We start from the raw sequence: 14,045 nt of genomic DNA, 5'->3' as shown, positions 1-14,045 counted from the left end.
TTCATGCTGCTGATTGATCCCAAGAACGGGCGGAGCCCATGCCCAGGCGGTCCCGCCAGCTCTTGGCCGGCGTGGCGGTGGTGCTGGCGACGGGCGATGCGAAGGTGAGCAGGAGCGAATCGGCGCAATCGGGGCTGGGCAGGCCCCGGGCCTTCATGTCGTCCTTGCTCTCGATGACGATGCGCATGCGGCGGTCGTAGCCGTACTGCGGCCCAGTGAGGTCGGCTTCCATCTCAGGATCCGCCGGCAGGCAGCCCCCCTCTTCCAGCCAGGTCTTGCCCTGGTCCCAGAGCTCGGAGCGTTTGTTCCAGTAGCGGCCATCGTTGGTGGCCTTCTCGCCCACCTGCACTGCGAAGACCAGCTTGCCGAAGCCCATCTGGCGCAGACGGTCGATCACGCCCCAGCCCAGCCCGGTCGCGTCGATGAACACTGCATCCGGCTTGAACTCGTGGATCTCGATGGCCACCAGGTCGGCCAGCACCATCAGGTCGGGTTGACGCACCTTCTTCTGCGGCCAAACGTGGTTGCCCTGCCGGCGGGTGAACACGGACTGGTCATCCCCATGGCGAGCCACGTCCACGCCCAGCACCTTGGCGAAGTGCTGGTAGCCCTCGGCCTTGCGGCGCTGTGCTTTGGCCACGGTGTCCAGGCCGATGAACTGCAGGCTGCCGGCCCGTGGGAAGACGCCGCGCACCCGCACCCGCACAAAGTCGTGGTCTTCGCCGTAGTCGTCGATCCACTTCTGGATCTGGGCCTTGTTCGCCATCTTGGCCGTGCGGCTGTCCACCTGGCGCGTGATCCAGCGGTGCTTGAACTTGCCGAAGCACTGGGCGAAGCGGCCGGTGGTCTGCGTGGGGTTGCCGAAGGCCAGCCACATGGCGCCGGTCGTGGTCATGGCACCCTCCGTCACCTCCCAGATCTTGTCCGCGACGGCCGAGGCCTCGTCGAAGATCACCAGGACGTGCTTCTCATGGGTGCCGGCGAACGCCTCGCTGTTGTGCTCGGTCCATGGAATAGCCGCAGCGAACCAGACTTCCGGATAGAGGACATGGTGGAATTTCGTCGCTGACCAGGCGAACCAATGCTCATTGATGCTGAGCTTGTGCCACTTCGACAGCTCGCGCCATGTCTTCGTGGTGAGCTGGGTCTTGGTGTTGGCGGTCACCACCACCTGCGGGAAATCCCGCGTGCTCATGAACCACAGGATGATCCAGGCCACCAGGCCGGTCTTGCCAATGCCGTGGCCACTGGAGACCGCGATCTGTATAGCGGTCTGCACGTCGGCGCCGTGCTCCAGCGCTTGCCGAATCTCCCCCATTACCTCGCGCTGCCACTCGTCGGGCCCATCCTCGCTCGCCAGAGGCGTGCCGGCTTGTCCCCAAGGGAAGACGTAGCGCACGAACCCCTCGGGATCGTTGAAGAACCCACCGATGTCGTCCACCAGTTGCGCCTCGGCCTGCACCGGCCGCGCCAACCGAGCCCTACCGGTTGGCAACGCGGGCGCGGGCATGCAAGAGCCTCTCCAGAAAGTCCTTCTCGCCTCCGGCCCCAGCGTCCGGGTGCGCGTCAATGCCGAGAGCCTCGCGCTCCAGGGCCACCAGAATGCGCAGCGCCTCCGCCAGCGCCTTCATGGTCTTGGTGCGCTCCGGCAGGCTGATCACGGCCTGGTAGATGTCACCCAGCTTGTCCTGGCTCTTGTCATCAGGCCGGCGCAGCAACTCGCCCAGTTCGTGCAGTTCGGGGATCTGATCGGTCTGCTGCTCCAGTTCCGTGAGCAGCTTCATGCACAGGGTGCGAGCGCGTTTGATGTCCGACTTTTGAGCCAGGCGAGCATCACGTTGGATCGTGGCCTCAACCTCGATCTGCCGGCTCTCCGTCAGCCGTTGGTCGCTTCGTACCTGGGCTCGTACCTCAGCTTTTCGTACCAGGTCATCGGCCTTGGCGCGGACCTTGGCATTGAGGTCGCGGACCCAGCCGTCGCGCTTGGCGCGCTTGCGAATGGCACCTTCCGTGATACCGTGCTCAGTGGCAATTGCGGTGACGGCGCGAACTCCCATGCGGAAGTCGCGCTCGATGGCCTCCCAGTTTGGGAAGCCCTTTTCTATAGGGGGATGCTCTGCCGATGCCATGCCCCGGAGAGTGCCGGGGATGGTACGAAGTACGAAACCCTACGCGGGGGACATCACACGGACAAGATCCGAGTAAGTTCTTCCCGAATCAACGGCCGCCTAAGGCCCAGATGCTGCCTCATCGGCTCAAAGACCGCATACATCGCCGCATAACGGTGCAATGTGGGGTAATGGGAATTCAGATCTCTTCCCGCAAAACTCTGAAACCGTTTTAAGGGGCCGACAAGAAAGTAAGCGATGCTGAGATGCTCCGCTTCGTTATTTCCGTCGAAGCCCGGGAAGCTCGTAGGTCTTTGCACAGTGGCCTCAAGCTCTGTTCGGACTTCTGGCAACAGTGCTTTGACACCCTCCTCAACAAAGCTCCACATGTCTAGGTAATTGACGACATCGGTGACTTCCTTGGGGTCTTCTTCGACGCGCTCGCCGACAATACCTGGGAGCGCCCAAGTCAGCGCCCAGGTATTGTCGGTATGAATCGCTTCGGAGATCAGCTTCGCAGTTTCTGATTCAATGTCCAGCCGCTCGTGCAGAGAAGCGAGCATGGACAAAATGAGCCTCTCGGGACTAGACAGCTTCATGTTTGCTCCAAGTTATGAATTCGCACATGCTTTCTCCAACCGGCGCTCGATCTCCGGAACAAGCTCAGTAAGCTTTGCCACCACCGAAGTTCCATGGTGCTGCACCTGTTTACGGATGTGTGGCGCCATGAATCTATCCGCCCTGAAAATATCCACATAGGGCGCGTACATCGCATGCCTGGCATCGGGAAACTGGCTATCACTCGGCAAATCACGACGAGAGCCACCGACGTTATCCCATAACGAGGACATCATGGAGCGCAGGGCGGCATCTATGCCGGGGCAATACTGTGCGACATCTTTCGAGTTGACGGCTGCATTGAGCTGTACATCGCATTGCCTGGCAACCCCATGCACGACTCCCAGGACTTGCTCGCTCACTCTGCGTTCCCAGTCCCGCTTGGTGCTCATAGGTAGCTCCTGCCAACGACTCGTAGCTGGCCCAGTGTCTCCAATTGAACTTTTCAGTTGCTCGGTGAGATCCACTAATTGGCGCATCTGAGCACCTAGTTTTTTGCCTGGCTGACGGACAAGATCTACCAAGGGCACTGCAAGCTCTGGATTCTCAGAAAACCACAGCATGAGCCGAAACGGGTCTCTCAACGACGCCTTCATAGCTTCCGAGGCTTCGTCTTGAGTCGCTTCACCCAAGGCGTAGCACCTGAATACGTCTGCGTGCGCTCGGTCCATTGGCCACTTAGCCAGAATCGCATCCACATAATTCTGCCCCGCGGCAGAGTAGATCGCATCACGAACCTCTGGCCGCAGACCACCCTTCTTAAATAGCTTGCGCTCTGCCTCACGGCGTTGGGGCCTGGTCATTGCCTGAAACATGGGATCCGAATGAAAGCACTGTCTTAACGATTCAGACAACGGAGTAGGCTCATCGAATTCGAACGAGGGAAACCAGTCCTGAGTTTCAGCCACAACCGCAGCAGACAGGAGCGAAAGACTAGCAAGCGCTCGCGCCTCAAGTTCCAAAAGTTGAAAGGGATACACCAACGCGTTACGTCGGCATAACTGAGTGAGCAAATCACCTCGCTCTATCGCGTACTGCACCGCATGCGGCCCCGTCGGGGCTACCTCACAGACAATGATGCTCGAAAAGACAAAACGGACGTGTCCAGACTCCGCAAAACCGAGGAGCGTGTTCTTAACCCGGGCCAATTCAGGCGTGAGAGCCTTTCCCGAAAGAACGGAATAGTCTTGACTGTCCAGATAGACCTTGAGCATGCTGCCTCCCTCTGCAGCAATGCTACGACAGCTCATCACGAATAGGCTCCCGCAGGGACACGGAGGCAAGCCTCATAGATCAGGAGTCACGACTGCACATGATCGCCGCCCTGCTGCTTCCGCACAGCCTGGGCTGCGCGCAACGCTCTTTCCAAGTCGCTGATGCGGTCCGATAGCTGGCGGTTCCGGACGTAAGCCTCCGTGACGACTGCCCCCACCTGATGCTGATTGCCCAGGGCAACATAGCGCATGGCGCCGCCCTGCAGGAGCCGGCCAAGCGTGTCCATCTCCTCCACCGTACCCCGCAACTCCTCATCCCCCATCTCGACGACGTGCGTTCCATTGGGCAACACAGTGACGGATATAGAGCGAGGCTCACCGACGGCCTCTGGTAATTCATAAACGCCATCAGAAATCCGCCGCAGGCGCCCGTTGTCGATCCAGCGAGATGTGTGGTCGTCCACGATTGTGTAGGGCAGTCCGGTGAGTTCCCCGAGCACCTTGCGTGTGATCGACTGGCGGTTTTCCCGCAGTTTCTCCATGGTGCGCCAGATGAGGTTACCGTTGGCGCCAGGGTTCTTTTTGGTCTCGTTTGACGTTTTCATTCAGTGGACTCCTTGGCTTCGTCGATGGTGGGGATGAGGTAGGCCGACTGGAAATGCTCGATCAGCTCGGCTCGCTGGTGCGGAGACACGGCCCGGCACTCCTGCTCCATGGCCTGGAGAGCAGCCGGTCTGTCTTTCCAGTGCTCGCACGCCAGCTTGGCAGCGTCGAAGAGGTCGCGCAGGGATGCGTCTTGTTGGTCGGGTAGTGCTGCCATGGCGTGCTCCTCTTACGGCAAGGCCGCGTATGGAAGCGCGTGCGGATTGCCACTGCTGGCCGCGTCGAAGCGTTGCGCCACGATCGGGCGGATGCTCTCCGCGGTGCGCTCCACCATGTCCTCGCTGCCGATCACCAGGGGGATGTACTGGCACGCAATGGCATTGCGGAAGCATTTGGCGTTCTTGGCCAGCATTTCCGCCAGGGTCTCGATGTGCAGCATGCCTTGCTGCTGGCTCCAGAGGAGCACCCACGTCTTCGAGGCGTCGAGGGGGCGCACGTCTGCAGACGGGTTGAACGTGGGGTCAGCCATGGGGAGTCTCCTCAATGGAAAACGGGACGAAGGAAAGGGGGAACCGGCGGTGCTGCGTCCGGTACTGCATGGATTCCTTGTGGAACCACAGGGCCTGCGTGTAGTCCTGGAAGTCACCATGGCGGTACTTCGACAGGATCAGCCGGCCATCGGGCTCGCCCTGCTGGGCGGTCCACTTCGCCATGGCGGCCTCGTCGGAAGCATCTGGCGGGGATTCGTCTTTGCGGTTGCGCCACACGGTGAACACGTTGTCGGCCGCGTTGATGATGTCGAGGCTGCCCGCCACGTCCATCTTGGTAGGGGGGAGGTTCTCATCCCGGCCCTTGCGCGGGTGCGCAACCAGATGAACATGCACCCCGTAGGCCCGGGCGAACGCGCAGATCTTCTGCACGGCGATCTTCTGCGCCGATAGAGCACCAGGACCATCGACAGGCACGTCGAGCATCATCAGGCTGTCCACCACGAAGTGCTTGGCTCCATACCGGCGGGCCGAGTAGCCGAACACCTCCAGCAACCTGTCCAACTTCGCATTGCCGACCACATCGAACATCCAGAGCTTGTCGCGCAGCCACGCGCCAATGGCGCGCAGGTAGGCCGGCGTCGGTCGGTCCAGGCCCGCGGCTTGCTTGTGGATGCGCTTAAGGTGTCGCACCGCCGTCAGCTCGCCAGAGAACACCACCACGCGCTGCCCCTGGTGCATCAGGCCCAGCAGCACCTGGTCCAGGAACAAGCTCTTGCCGTGCCCGTTCCAGCCGGTCCACGCCGTGTACTCGCCTTCGTGGAACTCGAACCAGTCGAGGTGCTTGTCCACGTAGAGCGACGGGTAGCGCCTTCCGTCGGCACTCGGGTAGAACTCCGCGATCACCGCCTCGGTCCGGTCGTCAGCGCTGACCAGTTCCTCGGGGTCCATCGACTTCGCTTCGTTGATGGCAGTCCGGAAGTCGTAGGCTTCCGCGCCGTACTGCAGCCAGGCGTTCGGGTCTTTCTCGGGCAGCATCACCCGCCTGCAGCGCTCGATGCCAAGGCGGCGCATCACCTCCGGCGCGCCCTTGTCGCCGGCCTCGTCGTGGTCGAAGCAGATGGTGATGTCGCTGAACCGCTCCAGCCGGTCCCAGTCGCTCTCGATCCACTGGTGGTTCCCCGCACCCTGGTTGATGGAAAGCGCAGGGATGCCCATCTGGTGGAGCGTCATTGCGTCGATCTCGCCCTCGCAGATCGTGACAGCCCGGGCCTTCGGGTCGATGAGGTGCCAGCCGAACAGGCAAGGCATGGCGCCCTTTTCCTGCCGCATATCGGCCTTCGCGTCCGGGTTGCGGTACTTCACGTTCAGCAGCCGCTCGCCCGTCTCGTCGAAGTACGGGAACACTGCAAAGGTCTTTCCGTTCTCCACCTGCTCGCCGATCTTGAACGCCTTGAGCGTTTCCGCCGTCAGGCAGCGGCCGTCCGGCGCCGGGCCGGTGAGCCAGTCGTGCACGCGGTCCTTCGGCGTCCTGCATCGCGGTTTCTCGGGCGTGCGGTAGGTGCGTTCCGGCGGCTTCGGGGCTACCTCGCGGATGCCCAGGTAGTCCTTGGCCTCCCGCATTGCCTCGGTAAGCGCCAGGCCTCGGCACGCCATCCACAGGTCCAGGAGGTCGCCCCCCTCGTCGGATGCGAAGTCCTTCCAGACCCCGGCCCTCGCGCCGCCGATGCACACGGACAGGCTGTTCCCGGCCTCACCGCTCACGTTACCGGCTTTCCACTCCTTGCCAGCACGCTTTCCGCCCGGCAACAGGTACTGCGCCACATCGCCCGCACGCTGCGCCAGGTGGTCCTTGATCTCTGCCACGTTCACGCCGGCACCCCCTTCTTCGGCACGATGCGTTCACGGTCACGGAACTCGGTGTAGTTCATCCAGTGGCACCCCGACCCGTTGGCGTCGTACTTCGTCTCGAAGCCGGCCAACTCGAACCAGTTGGCAGGCAAAGCGGCGAGCTGGGCTTTGATGGCGGCGGACTCCGGGTTTGCGTGGTTCAGAGACTTCCCTTCTTTCGCACCAGCCCTCGTGCTTCCGTTTGCACCGGCATACAGCCCCTGCCACCCTCGCTCGATCGCGTTCTCGATCACCAACACCGGGTCCTCCCCTGCGTCTCGCAGCTTGGTCAGCGAACGCAACTGCAATGCCACTCCTGCCGCGGTTACGGGTTTTCTCCGATCCGCACGGTCTCTGACCCACATGGTCCAGGCTTCAGCCGGCAGCCATTCCGGCAGCTCGACGGTCAGCGCATCGAAGCTCGACCTCTTGCGCGCTACCTTCATCACTGGTTCTATTACTGGTTCCGTACCCCAAATTTGGGGGTCTTTCACCGGAAATTTGGGGGTCTTTCACCGGAAATTCGGGGGTGTTATCCCGGAAATTTGGGGGTGTTTCGGGCTTGACCAACGACCCCAAATTTGGGGGTCTTTCACCGGAAATTTGGGGGTCTTTCAAACTGGCTACAGCTTCCGAAACAGCACCTATTTCGGGGGTATTTAGGCGGTACACAATCACTTGGCCGGTCTGCCCCCTGCGCTCTCCGGTGTCGGTGATGAACCCAGATTCCCGGAGCCGTTGGATGTTGGCTTGAACAGTTTTTTCATCCTGCGCGGTTCGCCGGGCCAGATGTGCAAGCGATGGGAAGCACACCATGTCGGCCACTCCTTCGCCGTTTACGCAGTCGGCCATCGCCACCAGCACGAACTTGGCAGATGACGGACGAACCGGCTGCTCTAGCGCCCAGGCAATTGCGTCAAAGCTCATGGATCACCAAGCTCTCTGCCCGGCCCAGTGCGGCGGCCTGGGCCCATGCCGCAAGCGCGGCGGTCTCGGCAGGCGTCATACCCACCATCGTTTCGATCGGTGCTTCTTCGTTCCCATCTATGGCCAGATGGCAATGCCATCCCCGACGGCCCCGGTAGTCCCGCAGAAGGGTCTTCAGGCGCACATCTCCATAGCTGGTCCGATGCGAACCATCCAGGCGCCAGAACACTACGCGCCGAGCCCCGGGATCTCCCGTCAGGTAGGCGAGGAACTGAGCGCCGCCGGAGCTGAACTGGTATCCCTCGCTGGTGCCGGCGCTGTGCTCCAACTCTCCGTAGTGCATGAAGAGCTCAGGGGCGCGGCCGGCCAGTTGCTCCAGCAAGGCTCGGTCGAATGCGTACACGGGGGTGATGCCAGGCGCGCCGCCATACAAGGGCGTGCACGTGCTTGCGCGCCTGCGCCGTGGAAAGGGACGCGAGCTCGGCGATGAGTGCCATCGAGGCAGTGATCTCTCCTGCAGAGGTGTCGTGCAGTTCGGCCAGCGCGACAGCCACTCTGCACCGCCCTCTCGGCGCGAGCCTGGAGGCAATGACTAGCGGCTTGATCAGATCCATCTCTGGCCTCCCCTCATGCGTTCGATCAGATCGTCGACCTCCAGCGCGCTCCGGAACTCCAGTTGCTGCGCCGCATGCTGCTCAAGCAGTTGATGGGCGTGCTGCATCTGACCGATGAAAAACGGCAGTTCATCCTTCGCGATAACGAGCTGCATCGGCGCCGGGTCTACGTCTCGCTGGAAGCTCAGAAGCAGCGTGGCAGCGTCGGTAGGCTGGAGAGCCAGCCGCAGCGTCTGGTCATCCACCACCATCCACTTTCTCTCCCTGAGGTTCTGCCATGGATCGCTCATGAGGGATTTGCCTCCTGTTCGTATTCCTGAATCCACTCGGCCTGTTCCAGCGCGGCGGCGAGCCGTTCCACCTCGGCCCGGGCGGCTGCCAGCAGTGCCCGCAGTTCTTCAACCGTGGGGCGTGTCATGCCGTCACCGTCCCGCGACCTTGAAGGATCGCTTCTGCATAGGCCAGGCGCTCGCGGAGCTTGGCTGTCTGTTCGCGCTCCAGGCGCAACGCGCGCTCGGTCTCGGTTTCCAGCTTCCGCAGCGCAGTGATGTCGTAGCCGCGGGAGTTCAGGAGCCACAGCATTGGCGCCTCGTTCCCGGCCATGTCCATGAACTTGTTCAGTTGGTCCTGCGGGAAGTTGTGCTGGCCGGAGCCCATGATTCGGGACCATTGCGCGGCGTCCTTCACCACGCCACCTGTGCCCACGAATGCCTTGTCGTCCAGGCCGCTTAGGGTCTGGCAGAGCTGCAGCGCCTTGGTCAGGGTCGGTTGCCGGGCGATCAGTGCGGGATCGACGGCGTGCATCGGTGGACGCGCACTCAACTCAAATTGGTTCATCGGTTCAAGCCTCCGCAAATCATTTGCGCCGTCATGTCTCGTTGATCGGGGCAAAAAAAAGGACAGTTCATTTCCATGAACACCTCACGCAACCCCTCCTCCGCCCTGGTCGTCGGCCAGCCCTTCCACACCAGCACTCGCACCGTGCTGTCGCAGAACACAGACTTGGACACAGGCCGGCGCACGCAGGTGCTGTCGACCAGCCGGCTGCTGATGGGGTGGGTGGGTGGGGAACTGTGCGTGCGCTGCCATAGCAGCCGCGTGGAGATGGCGGGCGATCGAGCGGCACGCCGCGGGCGAGGTGCGTTGTGATGGAGATGGGCGCCCGCCCTCTCCCGGGCTACGATGGAAGTTCCTACACAACCATCACCGGGAGGGGCCGGCAAAAATGCTTTCAGAGCTGTCACAACTCATTCCCATCGGCGGAACGATCAAGAACATCGCGGCCGCTCTTGTCCAAGAACGCGACCGCGAGAAACTTGCGGCCCTCAAGATCGAACTCACGGACAAAATCCTCGACCTCCAGACCAAGCTGCTGGAGGTACAGAGCGCCGTCGTCCTCGAACGTGAAGCCTTTCGGGCAGCGCAGGATCGCGTCCGCGAACTGGAAAGCGACGAGCGGGAGAAAGCCCGTTACGAGCTTGCAAAACTTGGCACTGCCGGGGATGTCTTCGCGTATCGCCTTCGTGCGCAAAGCGAATTGCTGGAGCGTCAGGGCGAGCCCCCGCATTTCCTCTGTCAGCCTTGCTTCGATGTCCGCAAGCAGAAGGCTGTCCTTCTCATCAACACAGGGGAGGCTTACTGCCCTGCTTGTCATCTGCGTGTCGCCCTGCAAGCCGGCAAAGGTCGCCAGCGCCTCAGCGCGGGTATCGACTGACCGGTCGTGCTGCTCAGCCATGGCTCACCTCGGAAGTTGGGGCAGGAGGTGCAAGCGCTGCGACACCGTTTGTTGGCTGAGTCAGAAGGTCGGAGGTCGAAGGCGTGCGATCCTGGACAAGAGACTCCACGGTGACTTCGCCCCCAGTGAAGTCACGGACCGAAAGCATGTACTTGGGAGGCACACCAGAGTCGGCCATTTGGCTAACTCGGCCTTTGCTGACGCCCAGATGCCGGGACAGCGCGACCGTACGGCCTCGCCCAGCCAAAAGCCAAGTCTTGAGTTTCATAGACAGCAGTTTAGACCAATCTAACCATATTGACTAGACTTTCGTAAACCACCGTCGCTATCCTTGTAAACCATGGACTCTCTTACGAAGCACCGCAAGGAGCGCCTTCGCGCACTCATCGATGGACCACCGTTCTCCGGCAACCAGGCTGAGTTCGCCCGACATGCTGGATTGTCCAAAGGGCGGATCAACCAACTGCTCGACGAGCAACATGCCTTCGGTGAGCGTTCGGCCACCAACCTAGCCCTGAAGCTGGATCTCTCGCCTTACTACTTTGAGTCAGGACACGAATTCACAGCGATGCACAATTCGTCGCGGGACATCCTCGCTGGCATGGCTGGCACTAGGCCAATTCCCCTCATCAGCGCGTCCCAAGCATCCCGGTGGTCTGAGTTAGTAGACGCCTTCGAGCCCCACGAGAACATGACTTTCCTTCTGACCGAGCAGGCACTGTCCTCTGTTGCGTTTGCCATGGAGGTCCGCGACAACTCGATGCTCAACGAGTTCAGGCCATCCGATCAGGTCATCATCGACCCCGCAGTGATTCCGGCGCCAGGGGACTACGTTGCGGCCGCCAACGGACCAGATCCAGCCATCCTCAGGAAATACAGGCCTCGCAGGCTTGATGCAGAAGGCCGGGTTGTCTACGAGTTGTCCGCTCTGAACGACGACTTTCCCATCTTGTCCTCAGACGTTCAGCCGCTCTTGTTGATCGGCACAATGGTTGAGCAGCGCCGATACAGGAAAGCGCCCTGACTCCCAGCAACGTTGAATCGCCGAAAGTTTATAAATAGATTGACGATTTTGTTTACGTAGTTATAAACTTCACTCCACCGCGCCCCAATCCATGGCGCCTAGATGGAGTGATGATGCAGACCACAGATCTTCCCGCCCTGCTTGGGGCGGAACCCGGCCAGCACACCCGCCGCTGTGCGCTGGCATTGAGCGCGATTGAATCCAGCCGCTGGCCAGCCGCCGCATGCGGGCTCCGCAGCGCAGCCGGACTCGTCGAAGAATGGGCCCGGCGCGCCCGCCAGCTCGCGAACTGGTGCGATACCCAGGCCGAGTGCGGCCGGGCCTACTCCGCTGTCCCCGTTCCGATGCCGGAAGGCTGTCAGGCGGCACTGCTGCCTGTCGGCGGGCCCACGCTCGAATCCCTCGAGGCCGGCCTGATGGCGTTGGCCCACAGCCTCGGCCGTGAACATGCCCTGCGGGTGCGCCGCGCCATGAATGGCGTGCTCTCCGCCCAGCAGCAGGACACTGCAGCATCTGCAGGAGCGGCAGCATGATCCCCAACCCGCTGTTTCCCTCCCCCTTCGCTGGAGGCAAAGACCTCTGGGCCGATGTCGATCTCGACAGCATGCCTCCAGGCACGCGAAAGATGGTCGAGCGCGCAAGGCTCGCGGACGCTGTTCATCAAGCCGATCAAGCTGCGACCATCGCCGCGCTGGCAGCGCAGTTCATCCGAGCCACGGCCATCGCCAGCGAGTTTCAGCTGAAGCTCGAGCAGAAGGGCGCTTCATGAAGCCCAGTCTGCTCGGCGCCCTCTTCCGCCTCACCGCCATGCGCCGCCGCACTGGCGCCAGCGTGCCCGCCGCCCTCGCCTGGGCTGCCGGCCTTCTCTGGCGCGACCACCAGATCACCCGCCGCCATCGCCACATTGAGCGACGCGCTGCAGTCGAGCATGCCACGCGGCAGCGGTTGTGATCATTCAACGAGGAAACACGCACATGAACTTCGAGCTCAACGGGACCGAAACAGGTGAGCAGCTCATCAAGCAGTTGGTGGCTCTGCGACACGCGGCGCGCCGCATCACCAGAGCACTTGCAGCAAGTCACCGGTCTCGTGCCCACTTAGAGCGCCGCCGAGACAATGCCGCCGACGGCGCCATGCAGGCAAGCGCGACGGCAGAGTTGGCAGATATCAACGAACGGGAGCTGTTGCTGGCGTCGGCGGAGATAGAAATCGGCCAATACCTACTTCCACTGTGCTCCGCCTTGGACCTGAAAGCGACACGCGCACAAATCTTTGACGCGATCAACACGAATTCAGCCGATCGAGACACCGACCTGGTGCGCAAGTACGGCGAGAAGAGCCACCGGCTGATCTGCGTGCTGGACCTGGAGAACTCAGCGAGCACGCGCAATGAGGATTCGACAGATCCAATGCTGCAGCCGCTGAAGTGGTGCCACACCATGGCGTTCATGCGCGAGATGACCACCAACGCCAAGTTCGACCGAGCCATCCACGATGAGGCGAACGAGTTTTTCGGTGGTGCTTTCGGCGAGTACCGCGAGCGGCCGCTGATGGAGCGCTTGGCCGGGCGAGCTGTGTGATCGACATGAGCACCGACGTGCATCAGCCAGCCGTCACGGGCGAATTCTCTGCCAGTCGGGACTGCCAACGTCTGGGATCAGTAACGATCCTGAATCCAGCTCTTCACCGTTTGCCATCTGTCGCCAGCGACTCGGAAGGACAGCACTTCTGGATGCTGTTTCTGAAGCTGGGAGTAGAACACCAGCATGTCCTGAGAGGGAGTGGTGCGCTCTCTGGCCGCCAGCCAATCCATCCACAGGCTGGTGATTTGTTGTCTCGCTTCGTCTTGGGTCATAGACGTTTCAATGGTTCAAAGCTTCGGCTTGTTCAGGACGCGTACTGCGTGATCGCTTGGATCTTCGACAGGGAGGAACTCCATGGTGTGCCCGAGCTCTCGCAACCGCTGCTCAATTTCCAACAGACGGCCATCGATACTCATGATCTCTTGCCTGAGATGTCCGGCTTTCAGCCTCGCCGTCTTTTCGGCCTTCTTCGCTTCTTCAATTTCACGAGGATCAGGATTGGCCTCGCGATAAGCGCGCTCTTTCTTCGCATCGTCGCTGGCAGAAAAGAAAACGCGACTGGCATCAGCCTGAACCTGCGAACGGCGCAGCAAGAGCTGTGTGCGTCGCATCTCCAGCATCAATGCCTCGGCAGAGGCTTGTTCAGCGGTCTCGAAGGAGCTCTGGATGCGCTCTACCAATTCAGCGTTGTAGCTGCGCCCATTCTTCTGTGCCGACTCGTGCACAGCTGCATGCAATTCGGGCGGCAGCCGGAGCGCCGTTTTGACGAAGTTCTTTTGGTCGATGCTGGTAGCCATGCCTCCATGATAGTCCCTATCACAAGTCGGCTATTGCCTCCATCATGGAAATATGCCTCTATCATCACTTCATGCCTCCATCAAGGAAGCACAAATGACAATAAAGAAACCCAGCCAGAAGGACTACGTGAAAACCGCTTTGCGTCTGCCGCCCGACCTTCACGCCGCCTTGCACGAAGCGGCCGCAGAGGGTGAGCGGACCTACAACGGGGAGATCCTGGCGCGCCTGCGCGCATCCTTCAAGGGGAGGCGCAGCCAGCAATCCCAGCAGAAAGGACCGTAGCAATGACTGCGCATTTCACACACATGGGTGAGGACCCCTTCGATCCTCACATGAGAGGCCCCGCCGACCGGGGCAAAGTGAACTCCAGAAAAGCAAAAGGCCAGCAGCGCCAACTGCCAGCCTTTGCCCGAAGAACGATCGGCGCCAACCGATCAAGCCTC

General features: G+C 61.3%; 24 protein-coding genes. 7 read left to right on the top strand and 17 right to left on the bottom strand.

What is annotated here, in order from left to right; genetic code table 11:
* Position 1: 1 nt before the first annotated feature.
* The 14 genes from AX018_RS06260 to AX018_RS06205 all read right to left on the bottom strand — a co-directional run bounded on the left by AX018_RS06260 (position 2) and on the right by AX018_RS06205 (position 9,299).
* Positions 2-1,510, bottom strand: coding sequence for a terminase (locus tag AX018_RS06260; protein ID WP_146749237.1), 1,509 nt, complete (start codon positions 1,508-1,510; stop codon positions 2-4).
* Positions 1,482-2,129 (bottom strand): Asp23/Gls24 family envelope stress response protein, encoded by a 648-nt coding sequence (locus AX018_RS06255; RefSeq protein ID WP_211322382.1) that lies wholly within the window; start codon positions 2,127-2,129, stop codon positions 1,482-1,484. Before AX018_RS06255 ends, AX018_RS06260 begins: the two co-directional genes overlap by 29 nt.
* A 53-nt stretch (positions 2,130-2,182) precedes the next feature.
* The gene (locus AX018_RS06250) at positions 2,183-2,707 is read right to left on the bottom strand and encodes a YfbU family protein (protein ID WP_111876438.1); all 525 of its coding nucleotides are present in this window, start codon (positions 2,705-2,707) and stop codon (positions 2,183-2,185) included.
* A 12-nt stretch (positions 2,708-2,719) separates the two neighbouring features.
* Positions 2,720-3,940, bottom strand: a complete 1,221-nt coding sequence (locus AX018_RS24650) for a hypothetical protein (RefSeq protein WP_146749236.1) — start codon at positions 3,938-3,940, stop codon at positions 2,720-2,722.
* Between the two features lie 86 nt (positions 3,941-4,026).
* The gene (locus AX018_RS06245; RefSeq protein ID WP_111876437.1) at positions 4,027-4,545 is read right to left on the bottom strand and encodes a hypothetical protein; all 519 of its coding nucleotides are present in this window, start codon (positions 4,543-4,545) and stop codon (positions 4,027-4,029) included.
* The gene (locus AX018_RS06240) at positions 4,542-4,760 is read right to left on the bottom strand and encodes a hypothetical protein (protein WP_111876436.1); all 219 of its coding nucleotides are present in this window, start codon (positions 4,758-4,760) and stop codon (positions 4,542-4,544) included. Before AX018_RS06240 ends, AX018_RS06245 begins: the two co-directional genes overlap by 4 nt.
* A gap of 12 nt (positions 4,761-4,772) precedes the next feature.
* Positions 4,773-5,072, bottom strand: coding sequence for a hypothetical protein (locus tag AX018_RS06235; protein ID WP_111876435.1), 300 nt, complete (start codon positions 5,070-5,072; stop codon positions 4,773-4,775).
* The gene (locus tag AX018_RS06230) at positions 5,065-6,903 is read right to left on the bottom strand and encodes a toprim domain-containing protein (protein ID WP_111876434.1); all 1,839 of its coding nucleotides are present in this window, start codon (positions 6,901-6,903) and stop codon (positions 5,065-5,067) included. The genes AX018_RS06235 and AX018_RS06230 overlap by 8 nt, the downstream gene beginning before the upstream one ends.
* Positions 6,900-7,286, bottom strand: a complete 387-nt coding sequence (locus tag AX018_RS06225; RefSeq protein ID WP_491895536.1) for a phage replication initiator YdaU family protein — start codon at positions 7,284-7,286, stop codon at positions 6,900-6,902. Before AX018_RS06225 ends, AX018_RS06230 begins: the two co-directional genes overlap by 4 nt.
* 10 nt (positions 7,287-7,296) lie before the next feature.
* The gene (locus AX018_RS06220; RefSeq protein WP_111876432.1) at positions 7,297-7,848 is read right to left on the bottom strand and encodes a helix-turn-helix domain-containing protein; all 552 of its coding nucleotides are present in this window, start codon (positions 7,846-7,848) and stop codon (positions 7,297-7,299) included.
* Complete coding sequence (locus AX018_RS06215; protein WP_146749235.1) at positions 7,838-8,251, bottom strand: hypothetical protein; 414 nt, start codon at positions 8,249-8,251, stop codon at positions 7,838-7,840. Before AX018_RS06215 ends, AX018_RS06220 begins: the two co-directional genes overlap by 11 nt.
* 201 nt (positions 8,252-8,452) lie before the next feature.
* Positions 8,453-8,752: a hypothetical protein gene (locus AX018_RS06210; RefSeq protein ID WP_111876430.1), complete on the bottom strand. Its 300-nt coding sequence runs from the start codon at positions 8,750-8,752 to the stop codon at positions 8,453-8,455.
* Complete coding sequence (locus AX018_RS25895) at positions 8,749-8,880, bottom strand: hypothetical protein (protein ID WP_281269537.1); 132 nt, start codon at positions 8,878-8,880, stop codon at positions 8,749-8,751. Before AX018_RS25895 ends, AX018_RS06210 begins: the two co-directional genes overlap by 4 nt.
* Complete coding sequence (locus AX018_RS06205) at positions 8,877-9,299, bottom strand: hypothetical protein (protein WP_146749234.1); 423 nt, start codon at positions 9,297-9,299, stop codon at positions 8,877-8,879. The genes AX018_RS25895 and AX018_RS06205 overlap by 4 nt, the downstream gene beginning before the upstream one ends.
* 75 nt (positions 9,300-9,374) lie before the next feature.
* Here AX018_RS06205 and AX018_RS06200 point away from each other — a divergent pair, with 75 nt between their 5' ends.
* Complete coding sequence (locus tag AX018_RS06200) at positions 9,375-9,611, top strand: hypothetical protein (RefSeq protein WP_111876428.1); 237 nt, start codon at positions 9,375-9,377, stop codon at positions 9,609-9,611.
* Positions 9,612-9,702: 91 nt separating this feature from the next.
* Here the strand turns inward: AX018_RS06200 and AX018_RS06195 are convergent, their stop codons facing one another.
* Positions 9,703-10,197 carry a hypothetical protein gene (locus AX018_RS06195; RefSeq protein WP_111876427.1) on the bottom strand — a complete coding sequence of 165 codons (495 nt, stop codon included), beginning with the start codon at positions 10,195-10,197 and terminating at the stop codon, positions 9,703-9,705.
* A 340-nt stretch (positions 10,198-10,537) separates the two neighbouring features.
* On the opposite strand from AX018_RS06195, the gene AX018_RS06185 reads away from it, so the two are divergent.
* From AX018_RS06185 to AX018_RS06165, 5 genes are all read left to right on the top strand, one after another.
* Entirely contained in the window at positions 10,538-11,221 is a 684-nt protein-coding gene (locus AX018_RS06185; protein WP_111876425.1) for a LexA family protein, read from the top strand.
* Between the two features lie 110 nt (positions 11,222-11,331).
* On the top strand, positions 11,332-11,754 hold the full coding sequence (locus AX018_RS06180; RefSeq protein ID WP_111876424.1) for a hypothetical protein: 423 nt from the start codon (positions 11,332-11,334) through the stop codon (positions 11,752-11,754).
* The gene (locus AX018_RS06175) at positions 11,751-11,990 is read left to right on the top strand and encodes a hypothetical protein (protein WP_111876423.1); all 240 of its coding nucleotides are present in this window, start codon (positions 11,751-11,753) and stop codon (positions 11,988-11,990) included. The genes AX018_RS06180 and AX018_RS06175 overlap by 4 nt, the downstream gene beginning before the upstream one ends.
* Complete coding sequence (locus AX018_RS06170) at positions 11,987-12,172, top strand: hypothetical protein (RefSeq protein ID WP_111876422.1); 186 nt, start codon at positions 11,987-11,989, stop codon at positions 12,170-12,172. The genes AX018_RS06175 and AX018_RS06170 overlap by 4 nt, the downstream gene beginning before the upstream one ends.
* A 23-nt stretch (positions 12,173-12,195) precedes the next feature.
* Complete coding sequence (locus AX018_RS06165) at positions 12,196-12,801, top strand: hypothetical protein (RefSeq protein WP_111876421.1); 606 nt, start codon at positions 12,196-12,198, stop codon at positions 12,799-12,801.
* 77 nt (positions 12,802-12,878) lie between these two features.
* Here AX018_RS06165 and AX018_RS06160 read toward each other — a convergent pair whose 3' ends face one another.
* Positions 12,879-13,076 carry a hypothetical protein gene (locus tag AX018_RS06160; protein ID WP_111876420.1) on the bottom strand — a complete coding sequence of 66 codons (198 nt, stop codon included), beginning with the start codon at positions 13,074-13,076 and terminating at the stop codon, positions 12,879-12,881.
* A gap of 15 nt (positions 13,077-13,091) precedes the next feature.
* The gene (locus tag AX018_RS06155) at positions 13,092-13,601 is read right to left on the bottom strand and encodes an Arc family DNA-binding protein (protein ID WP_111876419.1); all 510 of its coding nucleotides are present in this window, start codon (positions 13,599-13,601) and stop codon (positions 13,092-13,094) included.
* A 94-nt stretch (positions 13,602-13,695) separates the two neighbouring features.
* Between AX018_RS06155 and AX018_RS06150 the strand changes: the two genes are divergently transcribed.
* A complete protein-coding gene (locus AX018_RS06150; RefSeq protein ID WP_170146189.1) occupies positions 13,696-13,884 on the top strand; it encodes an Arc family DNA-binding protein in 189 nt (62 codons plus the stop codon).
* The last annotated feature ends 161 nt before the right edge of the window (positions 13,885-14,045 follow it).

The organism is Paracidovorax anthurii (genome assembly GCF_003269065.1).
Classification (GTDB): Bacteria; Pseudomonadota; Gammaproteobacteria; order Burkholderiales; family Burkholderiaceae_C; genus Paracidovorax; species Paracidovorax anthurii.
This window is presented reverse-complemented; position numbering and strand designations above follow the sequence as displayed.

Bases quoted from the DNA above. Each gene is read 5' to 3' on its own strand.
- AX018_RS06260 (WP_146749237.1), bottom strand. From the start codon at position 1,510: ATGCCCGCGCCCGCGTTGCCAACCGGTAGGGCTCGGTTGGCGCGGCCG.
- AX018_RS06255 (WP_211322382.1), bottom strand. From the start codon at position 2,129: ATGGCATCGGCAGAGCATCCCCCTATAGAAAAGGGCTTCCCAAACTGG.
- AX018_RS06250 (WP_111876438.1), bottom strand. From the start codon at position 2,707: ATGAAGCTGTCTAGTCCCGAGAGGCTCATTTTGTCCATGCTCGCTTCT.
- AX018_RS24650 (WP_146749236.1), bottom strand. From the start codon at position 3,940: ATGCTCAAGGTCTATCTGGACAGTCAAGACTATTCCGTTCTTTCGGGA.
- AX018_RS06245 (WP_111876437.1), bottom strand. From the start codon at position 4,545: ATGAAAACGTCAAACGAGACCAAAAAGAACCCTGGCGCCAACGGTAAC.
- AX018_RS06240 (WP_111876436.1), bottom strand. From the start codon at position 4,760: ATGGCAGCACTACCCGACCAACAAGACGCATCCCTGCGCGACCTCTTC.
- AX018_RS06235 (WP_111876435.1), bottom strand. From the start codon at position 5,072: ATGGCTGACCCCACGTTCAACCCGTCTGCAGACGTGCGCCCCCTCGAC.
- AX018_RS06225 (WP_491895536.1), bottom strand. From the start codon at position 7,286: ATGTGGGTCAGAGACCGTGCGGATCGGAGAAAACCCGTAACCGCGGCA.
- AX018_RS06220 (WP_111876432.1), bottom strand. From the start codon at position 7,848: ATGAGCTTTGACGCAATTGCCTGGGCGCTAGAGCAGCCGGTTCGTCCG.
- AX018_RS06210 (WP_111876430.1), bottom strand. From the start codon at position 8,752: ATGAGCGATCCATGGCAGAACCTCAGGGAGAGAAAGTGGATGGTGGTG.
- AX018_RS25895 (WP_281269537.1), bottom strand. From the start codon at position 8,880: ATGACACGCCCCACGGTTGAAGAACTGCGGGCACTGCTGGCAGCCGCC.
- AX018_RS06205 (WP_146749234.1), bottom strand. From the start codon at position 9,299: ATGAACCAATTTGAGTTGAGTGCGCGTCCACCGATGCACGCCGTCGAT.
- AX018_RS06200 (WP_111876428.1), top strand. From the start codon at position 9,375: ATGAACACCTCACGCAACCCCTCCTCCGCCCTGGTCGTCGGCCAGCCC.
- AX018_RS06195 (WP_111876427.1), bottom strand. From the start codon at position 10,197: ATGGCTGAGCAGCACGACCGGTCAGTCGATACCCGCGCTGAGGCGCTG.
- AX018_RS06185 (WP_111876425.1), top strand. From the start codon at position 10,538: ATGGACTCTCTTACGAAGCACCGCAAGGAGCGCCTTCGCGCACTCATC.
- AX018_RS06180 (WP_111876424.1), top strand. From the start codon at position 11,332: ATGATGCAGACCACAGATCTTCCCGCCCTGCTTGGGGCGGAACCCGGC.
- AX018_RS06175 (WP_111876423.1), top strand. From the start codon at position 11,751: ATGATCCCCAACCCGCTGTTTCCCTCCCCCTTCGCTGGAGGCAAAGAC.
- AX018_RS06170 (WP_111876422.1), top strand. From the start codon at position 11,987: ATGAAGCCCAGTCTGCTCGGCGCCCTCTTCCGCCTCACCGCCATGCGC.
- AX018_RS06165 (WP_111876421.1), top strand. From the start codon at position 12,196: ATGAACTTCGAGCTCAACGGGACCGAAACAGGTGAGCAGCTCATCAAG.
- AX018_RS06160 (WP_111876420.1), bottom strand. From the start codon at position 13,076: ATGACCCAAGACGAAGCGAGACAACAAATCACCAGCCTGTGGATGGAT.
- AX018_RS06155 (WP_111876419.1), bottom strand. From the start codon at position 13,601: ATGGCTACCAGCATCGACCAAAAGAACTTCGTCAAAACGGCGCTCCGG.
- AX018_RS06150 (WP_170146189.1), top strand. From the start codon at position 13,696: ATGACAATAAAGAAACCCAGCCAGAAGGACTACGTGAAAACCGCTTTG.